The sequence below is a fragment of the Sphingomonas fuzhouensis genome, assembly GCF_034659795.1.
Lineage (GTDB): Bacteria > Pseudomonadota > Alphaproteobacteria > Sphingomonadales > Sphingomonadaceae > Sphingomonas > Sphingomonas fuzhouensis.
Genome location: NZ_JAXSQY010000001.1, coordinates 96,331 through 110,076, shown reverse-complemented (window position 1 = coordinate 110,076; position 13,746 = coordinate 96,331). Strand labels below are relative to the sequence as shown.

The 13,746-nt window shown below is 65.9% G+C and carries 12 protein-coding genes, 1 tRNA gene and 2 riboswitches; of the genes, 7 read left to right on the top strand and 6 right to left on the bottom strand.

Annotated features, from left to right (window positions below; all coding sequences use genetic code 11):
* Together cobW and U1H82_RS00520 are read right to left on the bottom strand one after the other, a co-directional pair.
* Positions 1–1,038, bottom strand: coding sequence for a cobalamin biosynthesis protein CobW (gene cobW / locus U1H82_RS00525; RefSeq protein WP_322962973.1), 1,038 nt, complete (start codon positions 1,036–1,038; stop codon positions 1–3).
* Positions 1,039–1,217: 179 nt separating this feature from the next.
* A riboswitch (cobalamin riboswitch) is annotated at positions 1,218–1,416 on the bottom strand.
* A gap of 22 nt (positions 1,417–1,438) precedes the next feature.
* The gene (locus U1H82_RS00520; protein ID WP_375339474.1) at positions 1,439–2,509 is read right to left on the bottom strand and encodes a HoxN/HupN/NixA family nickel/cobalt transporter; all 1,071 of its coding nucleotides are present in this window, start codon (positions 2,507–2,509) and stop codon (positions 1,439–1,441) included.
* 174 nt (positions 2,510–2,683) lie between these two features.
* A riboswitch (cobalamin riboswitch) is annotated at positions 2,684–2,886 on the bottom strand.
* Between the two features lie 100 nt (positions 2,887–2,986).
* Between U1H82_RS00520 and U1H82_RS00515 the strand changes: the two genes are divergently transcribed.
* A complete protein-coding gene (locus tag U1H82_RS00515; protein WP_322962972.1) occupies positions 2,987–3,562 on the top strand; it encodes a septal ring lytic transglycosylase RlpA family protein in 576 nt (191 codons plus the stop codon).
* 54 nt (positions 3,563–3,616) lie between these two features.
* Here U1H82_RS00515 and U1H82_RS00510 read toward each other — a convergent pair whose 3' ends face one another.
* Entirely contained in the window at positions 3,617–4,843 is a 1,227-nt protein-coding gene (locus tag U1H82_RS00510; protein ID WP_322962971.1) for an aspartyl protease family protein, read from the bottom strand.
* A 217-nt stretch (positions 4,844–5,060) separates the two neighbouring features.
* Positions 5,061–5,137 (bottom strand) — tRNA-Pro (locus U1H82_RS00505).
* A 192-nt stretch (positions 5,138–5,329) separates the two neighbouring features.
* On the opposite strand from U1H82_RS00505, the gene yajC reads away from it, so the two are divergent.
* From yajC to U1H82_RS00485, 4 genes are read left to right on the top strand one after another with little or no spacing between them, the layout of a single operon-like run.
* Positions 5,330–5,665, top strand: a complete 336-nt coding sequence (yajC, locus tag U1H82_RS00500; protein WP_322962970.1) for a preprotein translocase subunit YajC — start codon at positions 5,330–5,332, stop codon at positions 5,663–5,665.
* Between the two features lie 4 nt (positions 5,666–5,669).
* A complete protein-coding gene (gene secD, locus U1H82_RS00495; protein ID WP_322962969.1) occupies positions 5,670–7,274 on the top strand; it encodes a protein translocase subunit SecD in 1,605 nt (534 codons plus the stop codon).
* Positions 7,275–7,290: 16 nt separating this feature from the next.
* The gene (gene secF, locus U1H82_RS00490; protein ID WP_322962968.1) at positions 7,291–8,271 is read left to right on the top strand and encodes a protein translocase subunit SecF; all 981 of its coding nucleotides are present in this window, start codon (positions 7,291–7,293) and stop codon (positions 8,269–8,271) included.
* Between the two features lie 8 nt (positions 8,272–8,279).
* A complete protein-coding gene (locus U1H82_RS00485; protein WP_322962967.1) occupies positions 8,280–8,663 on the top strand; it encodes an Mth938-like domain-containing protein in 384 nt (127 codons plus the stop codon).
* Between the two features lie 132 nt (positions 8,664–8,795).
* Here U1H82_RS00485 and U1H82_RS00480 read toward each other — a convergent pair whose 3' ends face one another.
* Positions 8,796–9,974: a glycosyltransferase gene (locus U1H82_RS00480; RefSeq protein ID WP_322962966.1), complete on the bottom strand. Its 1,179-nt coding sequence runs from the start codon at positions 9,972–9,974 to the stop codon at positions 8,796–8,798.
* A 189-nt stretch (positions 9,975–10,163) separates the two neighbouring features.
* Here U1H82_RS00480 and U1H82_RS00475 point away from each other — a divergent pair, with 189 nt between their 5' ends.
* Positions 10,164–11,606 carry a S41 family peptidase gene (locus U1H82_RS00475; RefSeq protein WP_322962965.1) on the top strand — a complete coding sequence of 481 codons (1,443 nt, stop codon included), beginning with the start codon at positions 10,164–10,166 and terminating at the stop codon, positions 11,604–11,606.
* 137 nt (positions 11,607–11,743) lie between these two features.
* On the opposite strand, the gene U1H82_RS00470 is transcribed toward U1H82_RS00475, so the two are convergent.
* Positions 11,744–12,568, bottom strand: a complete 825-nt coding sequence (locus U1H82_RS00470; RefSeq protein ID WP_322962964.1) for a pirin family protein — start codon at positions 12,566–12,568, stop codon at positions 11,744–11,746.
* Between the two features lie 193 nt (positions 12,569–12,761).
* Between U1H82_RS00470 and U1H82_RS00465 the strand changes: the two genes are divergently transcribed.
* The gene (locus U1H82_RS00465) at positions 12,762–13,697 is read left to right on the top strand and encodes an outer membrane protein assembly factor BamD (RefSeq protein ID WP_322962963.1); all 936 of its coding nucleotides are present in this window, start codon (positions 12,762–12,764) and stop codon (positions 13,695–13,697) included.
* Positions 13,698–13,746 lie beyond the last annotated feature (49 nt).

Genomic DNA, 13,746 nt, shown 5'->3' with positions numbered 1-13,746 from the left:
TCAGCCCTTCAGCACGGCCTCGATCGCGGGCCGGTCGATGCGGTCATGTTCAGCGATAACGACCAGCTGCGTGCCGCGCGCCTCGCCTGCGCCCCAGGGGCGGTCGTAATTGGTGCGCACCCGGCGACCGACCGCCTGGACCAGCAGCCGCATCGGCTTGCCCGCCACCGCCGCATAGCCCTTCACGCGGAGAATATCCTGCTGCTCGGCCAGCGTGACGATGCGTTGGGTGAGCGCCTCGGGGCTCTCCACCTCGCCCAGCATCACCGAGATGCTGTCGAAATCGTCATGCTCGTGATCGTCCGCACCGTCATGGTGCGAGGGGCGCGCGGCGATATCGTCCTCGGCGGCGGCCTCCAGGCCCAGCACGATCTCGGCGGAGACGATGCCGTCGACCGCCTCGACCATCGGCAGCGGGCGTGGGGCCTCGGCGGCGATGATGGCGCGCGCCTTGGCGACACCCTCCTGCCCGGCAAGGTCGGCCTTGGTCAACAGGACGATGTCGGCGCAGGCCAGCTGGTCCTCGAACACTTCCGACAAGGGGGTTTCATGATCGAGGCTGGGGTCGGCGGCGCGCTGTGCCTCGACCGCGTCCAGATCGGGGGCGAAGCGGCCCGCCGCGACGGCCTCCGCATCGGCGAGCGCCACCACGCCGTCGACGGTGATGCGCGAGCGGATCGCGGGCCAGTCGAACGCCTTCAGCAGTGGCTTGGGCAGTGCCAGCCCCGAGGTCTCGATCAGGATGTGATCCGGGCGCGGCTCCATCGCCAACAGCTTTTCGACCGTGGGGATGAAGTCGTCGGCGACGGTGCAGCAGATACAGCCATTGGCCAGCTCGACGATATTCTCCGCCGGGCAGTCGGGGATGGCACAGGACTGGAGGATGTCGCCGTCGACGCCCAATGTGCCGAACTCGTTGACGACCACCGCCAGGCGACGGCCGCCTGCGTTTCGGATCAGGTGACTGATGAGCGTGGTCTTGCCCGCGCCCAGAAAGCCGGTGACGATGGTGACGGGGACCTTGGATAGGTCACGCATGGTAATTCTCCGACGCGCCGGACGAGCGAGCGCGGAAGGGGCCCATCGCCGGAGCGGTGACGGACGGGCGCTGTCGAATGCGTCCGCCCCGCTTGTCGGCGACCGATGCGGCCCCGGCCGCATGGCTTCGTCGCTCCCCGACGGAGAACCGTGCCCCGACCACCCCCTGGGTCCAGGCAAGAGCGACCATGACGCCGGCAGGTCTCCTGGCTCGCGGGTCGAAGCGAAGGAGATGCGCCTTCCCGGATTGGCTCCAGTGGCCGTGCCTATAACAGCACCAGCATCGCTCGCTCACCGCTTACAGTTGCAGGGACAGCCGGGGATTTTCACCCCATTCCCGTTAAAGCCCTTGCGGGCACCGGCGCGATCTTCGAGGGCTTTCGCTCCCGATCAGCGGCATTTATCCCGCCGCGCTGGGCTTTGCAATTCGCGCCTCCATCGCCGCGAACCCGCGCCAGCGATAGAGGAGGAAACTCGCCCCCCAGCAGACAACGAACAGCCCGACGATCGCAAAGCCCAGCACGTTGAAATGCTCGGACAGCGCGCCCGCATAACGGAACGGCCCCGCCGTCCAGCCGAACCGCTCGGCCAGCAAGGCGGTCGCCTGGATACCGCCGATCACCAGCGCCACCAGCGCGGAAACCAGCGTGATCGTCATATTGTAATAGAGCTTGCGAAGCGGATGGACGAACGCCCACTCATAGGCGCCCAGCATCACCAGCCCGTCGGCGGTGTCGATCAGCGCCATGCCGACCGCGAACAGCACCGGGAAGACCAGGATCGTCGCCAGCGACACGCCGTCCGCCGCGTGCGACCCCGACAGCCCCAATATCGCCACCTCGGTCGCGGTGTCGAAGCCCAGCCCGAACAGGAACCCTAACGGCGCCATGTGCCAGCTGCGCCGGATCAGCCGGAACAGCGGGCGGAACAGTCGCGACAGCGGCCCCTGCCCCGAAAACAGCATGTCGGCATCGGCCTCGGCCATCGGTTCCCCGCGCGCGACACGCCGGAAGCGGGTCCAGACGTCGCGCAGGATGATCAGGTTCATGATCGCGATGGCGAACAGGAAACTGGCCGAGACGATGGTGGCGATCGTCCCGCCGCTTTGCCCGAACGCCTCGAAGTCGGACAAGGTACTCGCCGCCAGCGCCACCGTGGTCGCTGCGATCAGCACGATGGCCGAATGGCCGATCGCGAACCACAGGCCGACCGCAATGGGACGCTGGCCGTCCTGCATCAGCTTGCGGGTGACATTGTCGATGGCGGCGATGTGATCGGCATCGACCGCGTGCCGCAGCCCCAGGCTATAGGCGAGCAAGGCGGTGCCCAGCATCAGGCTGTTGCCCGCGAACACGCTGAACGCCCAGCCCCAGACGGCGATATTGACGATGACCAGCGCCCCCATCAGCAGCGCGACGCGGTGCTTGAGCGGTGGACGTGTCAGCGAGGTATGGGCAGAAACTTCGGACATGGGTGGATAACCTCCCCCAAAGCGCCATGGCGACTGGCGGCCGACCTTCCGCTCGCGCGGTCGTCCCCGGTCGAAGGCGGGCGCGCGCCCGGCCGGGTTCCGATTCGTGTCGGCCAGGTGGCGTCGCTCGAATGATACAATATATCCTAGCCATGACCACCCCCTGGATCGCGGCAAGAGCGACTCGCACCGGCAGGTCTCCTGGCTTGCGGGTCGAAGCGTTCCGCGATGCGGCCTTCCCGGATGGCTCCAGTGGCTGTTCCCTGTTGCAGGAACCGGCATCACGCGCTCGCCGCTTACAGTTGCAGGGACAGCTGGGGATTTTCACCCCATTCCCGTTTCAAGCCCCGAAGGGCACCGGCGCGATCGACCGGCGGTGGAGCTGAAAGCCCCTGCCGGTCGGCACGGGGATAGTCTGCGGCGGATGGAGGCGCAAACCGCTTTATCGGGCGGTGCGCGCGGCTTAATCCCGCTGCCATGATCGATGTGAGACGATTGCGGCAATGGGCCCCGGCGGCAGCGTGCCTGGTGGCGGCGTGTTCGGGCGGGAATTACCGCCCGGTCAGCGATTTTCCGGTGCGGATCGGCAAGCCCTATACGGTGCGGGGCATCACCTATGTTCCCGCCGAGGACACGACCTATGACATGCTGGGCTATGCCAGCTGGTATGGCAACGAATCGGGCAAGCGTACCGCGAACGGCGAACGCTTCCGCCCCGGCTGGGCCACGGCGGCGCACACCACCTTGCCCCTGCCCAGCTATGTCGAGGTGACCGCGCTGGATACCGGGCGGCGGATCATCGTGCGGGTCAATGATCGTGGACCCTTCGCGGGATCGTCCCGAATCATAGACCTCTCGCGCGGTGCCGCCGAGCAGCTGGGCCTGCGCGCGGTCGGTAAGGCGGCGGTGCGGGTGCGTCGGGTGGAGCCGGACGAAAAGGACCGCGAACGCCTGCGCCACGGCAAGGCGGCGCGGCCCTTGCCGCCGGTATCGGATGCAGTGCGGGCGAATTTGCTGTCGCAGATCGCGGCGGCGGGGATGGCGGTTCGGTAAAAACAGCAGTTCCGCCAGTTTCGGGCGTTCGGGCGGGCGGAATGCACGCCCGGGTCAGTAGAATGAGCGGAGCGTAATCGCCCGGGACGGACCGTCGCAAAGCTTCAGTACGTGGCGAGTGCCGGATGCCGCCCTGCTCCAATAACCATCGAGCAACTCCTGCGAGACCGGCCTACCGTCGATCGCACATATCTCGGCCCCCGCTTTCAGCCCCGCCGTCATCGCGGGCGAGTTCCGCATGACATGCGCGATGGCCCATCGACCGTCGCGAACGAACCCCTGTATGCCGTCTCGGCTTCTCTTGATCGGAGCAGCAGGCCGGGTTCGAGGCTCCAATGTCATCTGCCCTGCGGTGAGATCGACCGTCATGTTATAGGCGCGCAAGGTCCCCATTCCGACCAGGGCCTGGATGCCCGATCCCACCCAACCGCTAAACTCAATAGTGGCATAAGCGTCGGCAACCTTATGCTGGCCGATCATGAAGTCCGTCACTCGGCCCAGCGGCTGAGTCGCGGTGCCGCCCGCACCGATCGATGCTATGTCGGTCTGAGGCTTGAATCCCGCCACCTCGGCTATTCTCGCGGACAGGGACATTGGATCATCACTGCCCGTGTCGATCATGACCGGTGACACGGACTTGCCATTGACCGAGATGTCCGTGACCAGTCTGGAATTATTCGGGCCAACCCTGATCGGGATGCCGTCGCTCAGAGGGATCGTACCGCTTTTCATCAATCGGAAGCGATGATGATCCTGATCGACCTGCCATTCGAAGGGGCCGAGCAAGGGTAGGCCGATCACGACATCGACGCCTTTCAAATTCGAAACAGCAAGGTTGCTGAGATCAAGGACGGTGACGGCACCGGGCTTTATCGTGCGAAAGACACCGACGTCGATCGCAACGGAGGGTGTGGTGTAATATTGGGTTGGTCCCCCCACACTAAGGGGCGGCTTGCCCCATGGCGTCAACGGGAGGTGATGGGCGTCCGCATAGGATTTGCTGACGGCGAGATAGTCGAATCCGGTGTCGATCATGGCCTTGGCGGGCTGACCGTTCAACATGACGGGGATGACGATGTGGTTACCCTCAGGATTGAAGTCTATCCACCCCGATCCCGCATCCGGTATCCAGAACAATGGCGGGTTGGTAAATGTGGCTGGCAGCGGAGTAGTAGCGTCCTGCGCTTGCACGGGCATGACACCGACAATTGCAGCATAGGCGACAAGCAATTTGCGAGCTGCAGCTGCTCTTCGTTCCCGTATCGCCGCCAGTTTGCTCACCATCGCCCCCCAAAACTCTGATGCCGTTCCATCAGATGGGTACAATGCATCCTCTTATGGCGTGCTTGCAAGCCATCGCCTCGGCCCGGGCCAATTCGGCCCGCCATGACGCCAAACCTCCGGCCCTCACTCCGCGCGAGACAAGCAGAACACGCCAGAAACGAAAAAAGCAGGCTTTCGCCCGCTTCATCGTCGTCCACCGATGTCAGTAGAAGATTGGTCGGGGCGACAGGATTCGAACCTGCGACCCCCACACCCCCAGTGTGATGCGCTACCAGGCTGCGCTACGCCCCGACCGAGCGGCGGCCTCTAGGCGGGTTTTATCCGGGATGCAAGCCTTGATGTTGCGATACCAGCAACACCACATCCGCCTCTCCATTGCGCCTGTCCGCCTGCGATGGTAGCGGGCAGGCTATCCGACATGGGGGCTTGTCGATCGTCATCGGTCGACACGTACCCGTGCCCATTCAGCATAGACGGGTCCGAATGTTCATTCCCTTCACCGCTCAGGCAGCAACCGGGGCCGCTACGTCCGGCGGAGCCGCCTCGTTCCTCAGCCTCGCGCCGCTGCTCCTCGTCTTCGTCGTCTTCTATTTCCTCATGATCCGTCCGCAACAGCGCCGGATGAAGACGCTGCAAGCGTCGATCGAGGCGGTCAAGAAGGGCGATCAGGTCACCACGGCGGGCGGCATCGTCGGCAAGGTGACCCGCGTCGAGGACCAGCTGGTCGAGGTCGAGATCGCGCCGAACGTCCGCGTCCGCGTGGTCAAGGCGACGCTGACCGACGTGCTCGACCCCACCGCCAAACCCGCGAACGACTGACCCCATGCTGGATTTCCCCCGCTGGAAGGTCGCTTCCATCGTCGCGCTGCTGGCGGCCCTGTGCCTGCTGGCGATCCCCAGCTTTCTGCCCGAAAGCGTCACCAACACATGGGGGGCGATTCCGCATCCCCGCGTGAACAAGGGCCTCGATCTGGCAGGCGGCAGCTATCTGCTGCTGGAGGCAGACACCGCCGACCTCGCCAATACGCGGCTGGAGACGATGCGCGATCAGGTCGCGGCCGAAATGCGGCGCGGCAATCCGCGTATTGACATCGGTGACATCTCGGTGCGGAACGGCCAGCTCAGCTTCATGCTGCGCGATCCCTCGCAGGTGGATGCGGCGCGTGAGCGGCTGCTGACGATCACCGGCGGCGGGGCGGGCATGACCGGCCAGCGCGAATGGGACATCCAGGTCGTCGACACCTCGCGCTTCGTGCTGAAGCCGACCCAGGCGGGGCTGACCCAGGCGATCGACACCGCGATGAAGACCGCGACCGAGGTCGTCCGGCGGCGTATCGACGCGCTGGGCACCAAGGAGCCGACGATCCTGCAACAGGGCAGCAACCGCATCGTGGTGCAGGTGCCCGGCCTTCAGGACCCGCAGGCGCTGAAGAACCTGATCGGGAAGACCGCCAAGCTGGAATTCAAGCTGGTCGACACGACCGCCAATCCGGTCGAGGTCGCCAAGGGCAATGCGCCCCCGGGCAGCCAGATCCTGCCTTATCCGGGCAATCCGCTGGGTGCGCCGGTGATCGCGGTCAAGCGGCCGGTCATCATCTCGGGCGACCAGCTGATCGACGCGCAGCAAACCTATGACCAGCAGACTAACGCGCCGCAGGTGGCGATCACCTTCGACGCGCAGGGCGGTCGTAAGTTCGCCCGGATCACGCAGGAAAACACCGGTAAGCCGTTCGCGATCATCCTTGACGGCCAAGTGCTGTCGGCGCCCAACATCAACGAACCGATCCTTGGTGGTCGCGCCCAAATTATGGGCAATTTCACGACCGACACAGCCAACCAGCTGGCGATCTCGCTGCGTTCGGGCAAGCTGCCGATCGACCTGAAGGTCATCGAGGAGCGCACCGTCGGCCCCGATCTGGGTAACGACTCGATCCGCGCTGGCATCCTGGCCTCTGCGATTGCGGCGATCGCAGTCATTGTTTTCATGGCCGTGACCTATGGCCGGTTCGGCATCTATGCGAACATCGCCGTCGTCATCAACGTGCTGGTCATCCTAGCCGTCATGGCGATGCTGAACGCGACGCTTACCCTGCCGGGGATCGCGGGCTTCATCCTGACCATCGGCACCGCGGTCGACGCCAACGTGCTGATCAACGAGCGTATTCGCGAAGAGCGCAGGCGCGGACGCAGCGTCGTCCAGTCGGTCGAGCTGGGGTATAAGGAAGCCAGCCGCACCATCTTCGAAGCGAACGTGACCCACGCCATCTCCGGCGTCATCATGCTCGTGCTCGGCTCGGGCCCGGTCAAGGGTTTCGCGGTCGTGCTGCTGATCGGCATCGTGACCAGCGTGTTCACCGCCGTTACCTTCACGCGGATGCTCGTGGCGCTGTGGTTGCGCCGCGAAAAGCCCAAGACCATCAATATTTGAGGCAGGAGAACAGATCATGCGCCTCCTGAAACTCGTCCCCGACAACACGAACATCGATTTCGTCCGCCTGCGCGGCTGGGCATTCGGGCTGACGCTCGCGCTCACCCTGCTGGCGGTCGGCGTGACGTTCGCCAAGGGCCTCAATCTGGGCGTCGACTTTGTCGGCGGCCTGATGATCGAGGAGAAATTCCCCACCCCGCCATCGGCCGACCGGGTGCGCTCGGTGATCGACGGGCTGGGCGTGGGCGAAGCCAATATCCAGACGGTCGGTGACGGCCGGACCATCAGCATCCGCTTGCCCGCCCCTGCCTCCAACGACGACGGCGCGACCAACGCGGTCGTCCGCAAGGTCGAAGCCGCGCTGGGCCAGCAATTCCCCGGCGCGACCTTCAGCCGTTACGACACGGTGTCGGGCAAGGTGTCGGGCGAACTCATCAAGCATGGTGTGCTGGCGGTCGTGCTCGCGGTGCTGGGCATCGGCCTGTTCGCGATCTTCCGCTTCGAATGGCAGTTCGGCGTGTCGACCATCGTCGCCATCGTCCACGACCTTTTGGTCACGCTCGGCTTCTTTGCGATCACGCGGTTCGAAGTCGACCTGACGATCATCGCGGCGTTCCTGACCATCATCGGCTATTCGATCAACGACAAGATCGTGATCGACGACCGCATCCGCGAGAATATGCGCCGCTATCGCAAGATGGAGATGCGCGAGATCATCAACCTGTCGGTGAACGAGACGCTGCCGCGCACCGTCATGACCTCGGTCACGATCCTGTTGGCACTGTTCGCGCTGCTGCTGCTGGGCGGCCATGTGCTGCGCGGCTTCACCGCCGCGATGATCCTGGGCATCGTGGTCGGCACCTATTCGTCGATCTACGTCTCGTCCTCGCTGCTCATCACGCTGGGCCTGCGCGCCGAGCCGAACCGCGAGAAGCCGGGCACCACCGACAAGCGCAAGGTGGCCGACGCCGAGCGCATCACCCCGCGCGAGGGCTGAGCGCCAGCGTGAGCGATTCGATCCGCATCACGCGCGATCCGACCGCGCCCGGCCCGATCGTCCGTGGCTTTGCCGCCACGGGCTTTCGGGTGGGCGAGATCGCCTATCCCGCGCTGCTCCTGTCGCCCGACTGGCACGAGCCGTGGAGCCCGCCGCCCTTCGACGCCCTGACCGCCGATTCGGTCGCGGCGCTGATCGACGAAGCGCCGGAATTCCTGTTGCTCGGCACCGGTGCCAGCCTGCGCCGGGCACCCCGCGCCTTCGCCACCGCGCTCGAAGCGCGGGGCCTGGGTGTCGAGGTGATGGACAGCCGCGCCGCCGCCCGCGCCTGGGGCGTCCTGCGCAGCGAAGGGCGCAAGATTTGCGCCGCGCTCTACCCGCTCGACGCGTAATTTAGGCTTTTCCTCCCCTGCAAGGGGAGGTGGCAGGGCGCAGCCCTGACGGAGGGGTGTCCCGCTATCGAGAGGGGTGACACCCCTCCACCAGCTTCGCTGGTCCCCCTCCCCTTGCAGGGGAGGAATTTTTCAGGTGTACCGCCCGCGCGCGACCAGTTCGGCCAGATGCGAGTGCAGCGCCGCCGCATTGGCCGTCCAGGTAAAGTCCCGCACCGCCGCCCGCACCGCCCAGGGGTCGGCCGCCTGATCCAGCACGTCGCGGATCGCTTTTGCGAACGCGTCCGGATCAGCCTGCGCGATCCGCCCCGCCGTGCGACTGGTCACGACATCGCTCGCGCCACCCGCCGGGGTGATGACCACCGGCGTTCCACAGGCGAGCGACTCGACCCAGGCATTGGCCAGCCCCTCCGACGCGGAAGCCAGGGCCATCACGTCCGCCGCCCCCAGCAGCGGCGGAAGCGCGGCATGGGCGATGCCACCGACCAGCCGCACCCGATCCGCTATCCCCCATCGCGCGGCTCGGGCGGACAGGGCGGCGCGCTCCCCCCCCTCCCCCACGATCATCAGCGTGACGCCCGGCAGCTTGGCGACGGCATCGATGACCACGCCATGCCCCTTGCGCGGGATCAGCGCGCCCAGCGACACGACCAGGGGCCCGGTGACCCCGAGCGCCTGTTTGGCGGCGGCGCGATCGATGGGCTGGAACCGGCTCTGATCGACGCCGGTATGGTGAACGCGAATCCGGTGCCGCGAGACGCCCAGCGCCGCGACATCTTCGGCCATCGCATCGCTGACCGCGAGCAGCCCGTCGGCCTGTACCGCCGCGCGCGCCACCTGATGGCGGGTCGCAGGGGCATGACCCCAGTGATGGATATCGGCCCCACGCGCCTTGATCGAAACCGGCACGCCATAGCGCCGCCCCAACGCGACCGCCGCCGGGCCATCGGGAAAGAAGAAGGACGCGTCGATCACGTCGAACGCCCGCTCGTCGCGCAGCCGGTCGAGCACCGGCGTCAACGCACGGACCAGCGCAGGGACATGGAAGCGCCCCCCCGTGCCCGGCAGCGTGGTGAAGCGCGGGCGGCTGACGTCCAGGCCCGCCCAATCCTCCCGGAGCGGCAAGGTGGCCTGCGCACGAAACCGCGCCGACCGCGCGAGCGGCCAGACCGGCAGGCCGATCGGCGCGACCACCCGCACCGCGACGCCCGGCCGCATCGCCAGCGCGGCGGTCTGGCGTTCGACGAAGATACCGAAATTGGGCCGCGTCGCATCGGGAAACAGGCTCGACAGGGTCAGTATGTTCAGCATGAAACCCGATACTCCTGCCCAAAGGAAGTCGCCGTTATCGCCGACACCGCCCCCTTGCGCCACCGGGCGCACGATACGACCCAAATTCTGACGGCGGAGATATCCGCCATTCATCAACCCGACAGATCGGTCCTGACACAATCCTGGCCATAAGCTATCCTTTTGACGGCTTTTGGGGGGAGGAATTCGATGGGGCGATTCGGGCGGCTGGGTGCCATGCTGGCACTGAGTGCGACCTTGGCGGCGTGCGGCGATGGCGGCGGCGGAAGCAGCGGCATCGTGGCGTCGAACAACGGCGGCGGCTCCGGCTCGGTGAGCGCGTCGGACAATGCCTGTTCGCTGCGCAACCGCCAGAACTGGGTCGCTGCGCAGATGAACGAATGGTATCTGTTCCCCGATACCCTGCCTGCCTCGCTCGACCCGTCGCCCTATGCGACGGTCAGCGACTATATCGATGCCCTGACCGCCACCGCGCGGGGGCAGCGCAAGGATCGGTATTTCACCTACATCACCTCGATCGCCGAGGAAAACGCCTATTATAATTCGGGCGCATCGGCCGGATTCGGGTTCCGCCTGACCGCCGACGCTTCGCAATCCAAGCTGATGATCGCCGAGTCGTTCGAAAGTGGTGCGGCGCTGGCGGCGGGGATCGATCGCGGCTCGGAAATCCGGGGCATCGGGACCAGTTCCACCAATATCCAGTCGATCGCCGATATCGTCCGGGCCGATCCCAACAACGGCCTGTCCAACGCCCTCGGCCCCGATACCGCGGGCACGACCCGTTATTTCCAGGTCGCGGACCCGTCGGGCAATGTCCGCATCGTCTCGCTGACCAAATCCACCTACACGCTCCAGCCGGTATCGCCGAGTTACGGCACGCAGATCATCACCGATAACGGCCAGCGTTACGGCTATATCAACCTGCGCACCTTCATCAGCACGGCCGACCCGCAACTGCGCGCCGCCTTCGCGACCTTCAAGCAGCAGGGCATCACCCAGGTCGTCGTCGACCTGCGCTATAATGGCGGCGGCAGCATCGATATCGCCGACCTGTTCAACAATCTGCTGGGCGCCAATCGCCAGACATCGGACGTGATGGGCTATGTCGCCTTCCGCGCCAGCAAGTCCTCGAACAACGAGACGACCTATTTCACGCCGCAGTCCGAATCGATCGCGCCCACCCGGCTTGCCTTTATCGGCACGGGCGGGACGGCCTCGGCCAGTGAACTCGTGCTCAACCGCACCCTGCCCTATATGGGCAGCAATACGGGGCTGATCGGCGCCAACACCTATGGCAAGCCGGTCGGCCAGATCGCACGCGACAATGCCCAGTGCGACGACCGGCTGCGCGTGATCGCGATCTCGCTGCAAAACGCCAACAAGCAGGGCGATTATTACAACGGCCTGGCCAGTGTCGTGCCCGCCAGTTGCCGCGCCAGTGACGACCTGACCCACAAGATGGGCGATCCGCAGGAAGCCTCGACCCGCGCCGCGCTCGACTTCCTTCAGGGAAAGAGCTGCACCCCGATCAGCGCATCGGCCAGTGCGCAGTCGGCCGGGACCGGGCCGCGCAAGCTGCTCCAGCCCGAACGCCCCTCGGTCGCGCAGCGCGACGTGCCGGGGCTGTTCTGACCCGCATAGCCTTTTGCCCCCCTACCCTCACCCTTCCCATCCGCTAAAGCGGGCGGGCCCCTTCCCTCTCCCAATGGGAGAGGGAGGGAGGCGCGAAGCGCCGGAAGGGTGAGGGCCTAACGCTAAGCGACCCTATATTACAGCCGCTTGGTCCCCGCATAGGCGAACAGCGCGTCGCCATCCGCCGACAGGGTCACCGTCTCGCGGCCGGTCACGGTCAGGCACTGACCGGCCTTGAACGCCACGCCCGCGACCTCGCCCGAGCCGGTAATCGGGATCAGCCATGCCGTCCGCCCCTCGGGCAAGGCGACGGCATGTTCGCCCGCCGCCCAGCGCTCCAGCACGAATTTCGGCCCTTCGACCAGGATGGTCCGCCCCTCACCCGCCGGGCCCGGCGAGACGATCGGCTGGTAGGGCGTCAGATGCGCGACATCGACGCCGTCTTCCAGATGCAGTTCGCGGTCGCTGCCATAGTCGTACAGGCGATAGGTCGTCTCGCTATTCTGCTGCACCTCGATCACGGTCAGCCCGGCCCCGATCGCATGGATGGTGCCCGACGGCGCATAATAGAAATCGTCCACCTTGACCGGCACCCAGTCGAGATCGGCCTCGATCGAGCCGTCGCGCGCATGGCTGCGAAGCTGTTCCTTGGTCATCGGCGCCTTGGGGCCCAGGGCGATGGTCGAATCGGGCTCGGCGGTCAGGATCGTCCAGCATTCGTCCTTGCCGCGCGGCAGGCCACGGGCATGGGCCTGTTCGTCATCGGGGTGGACCTGCACCGACAGCTTCTCGCTGGTGAACAGATATTTGATGAGCAGGTCGGGCGAGGTGTCGCCCGGTTCCTGGAACCAGACCTCGCCGATGGGCGCGCCGCCCGGCGCGACATCCTCGAACCCCGGATATAGCGTGTGGCGGCCCCAGGGCTTTTCGACGCGGTGGGTATGAAGCATCGTGGCGGGCATGGTCGTTCGATTCCTTCCGATCGGGCGACGGCAAAACCGTCGGGGCGGGGCGGCGTTCCCTGCCTCCACGCCCGTTCGAGGCCCATGCCGCGAGCGCTATCGGGAAGGCAAGTCGTCTATCATTGCGGCCTATCGTTACGGTTGTGCGGGAAGGACTGTTCCCCGCCCCAATGCTGCGCTAAGGACATGCGCGATGCGTAACCCCCGTTCCCGTGCGCTGTCGCTGGCGCTGATCGCCGCTCTGGCCCTTCCGATCGCGGGTTGCGCCCGCAACCGTACCCGCACCGACCTGCCTTATGTCGCGCGCGACGTCGGCACGCTGTACACGGCCGCCAAACAGCGACTGGACCAGCACCGCTATAAGGAGGCCGCGCTGCTGTTCGACGAGGTGGAGCGTCAGCACCCCTATTCGATCTGGGCCCGCCGCGCGCAGTTGATGAGCGCGTTCAGCTATTATCTGGGTCGCGACTATACCCAGTCGATCCAGTCGGCGCAGCGTTTCATCTCGGTCCATCCCGGCAATCGCGATGCGCCCTATGCCTATTATCTGATCGCGCTCGGCTATTACGAGCAAATCCAGGACGTGACCCGCGACCAGAAGATCACCCGTCAGGCGCTGGACGCGCTGGGCGAGCTGATCCGCCGCTATCCCAACAGCCGCTATGCCGCCGATGCGCGGTTGAAGATCGACCTGGTCAACGATCACCTGGCGGGCAAGGAGATGGAAGTCGGTCGCTTCTACGAGGATCGGCACCAGTGGCTGGCCGCGTCGATGCGCTTCCGCACCGTCGTCGACAAATATCAGACGACCAGCCACACGCCCGAGGCGCTGCTGCGACTGGTGGAAACCTATCTGGCGCTAGGCGTCCGTCCGGAGGCCGAACGCGCCGCCGCCGTGCTGGGCGCCAATTATCCGGGCAGCGACTGGTATAACCGCGCGTACAAGCTGATGCGCGAATACCCCGTCGAACCGATCCCCGCGATCCAGCCGGGCCAGCCCGTGGTGCCGACCGGTACGCCGGGCTCGGTCAATATCGGCCTGCCGGGCAGCGGCGGCACCGTCACCCCGAGTGCGGCCGCGCCCGGTCGCCCGACCCCGACCGGCAACAACAGCTCGCCGACGGGCTGAGTCCCTCCCTATTATTCCTCCCCTGCAAGGGGAGGGGAACCAGCGAAGC

Bases quoted from the DNA above. Each gene is read 5' to 3' on its own strand.
- secF (WP_322962968.1), top strand. From the start codon at position 7,291: ATGCGCCTCCTGAAACTCGTCCCCGACAACACGAACATCGATTTCGTC.
- U1H82_RS00480 (WP_322962966.1), bottom strand. From the start codon at position 9,974: ATGCTGAACATACTGACCCTGTCGAGCCTGTTTCCCGATGCGACGCGG.
- U1H82_RS00520 (WP_375339474.1), bottom strand. From the start codon at position 2,509: ATGTCCGAAGTTTCTGCCCATACCTCGCTGACACGTCCACCGCTCAAG.
- secD (WP_322962969.1), top strand. From the start codon at position 5,670: ATGCTGGATTTCCCCCGCTGGAAGGTCGCTTCCATCGTCGCGCTGCTG.
- U1H82_RS00515 (WP_322962972.1), top strand. From the start codon at position 2,987: ATGATCGATGTGAGACGATTGCGGCAATGGGCCCCGGCGGCAGCGTGC.
- U1H82_RS00470 (WP_322962964.1), bottom strand. From the start codon at position 12,568: ATGCCCGCCACGATGCTTCATACCCACCGCGTCGAAAAGCCCTGGGGC.
- cobW (WP_322962973.1), bottom strand. From the start codon at position 1,038: ATGCGTGACCTATCCAAGGTCCCCGTCACCATCGTCACCGGCTTTCTG.
- U1H82_RS00475 (WP_322962965.1), top strand. From the start codon at position 10,164: ATGGGGCGATTCGGGCGGCTGGGTGCCATGCTGGCACTGAGTGCGACC.
- yajC (WP_322962970.1), top strand. From the start codon at position 5,330: ATGTTCATTCCCTTCACCGCTCAGGCAGCAACCGGGGCCGCTACGTCC.
- U1H82_RS00465 (WP_322962963.1), top strand. From the start codon at position 12,762: ATGCGTAACCCCCGTTCCCGTGCGCTGTCGCTGGCGCTGATCGCCGCT.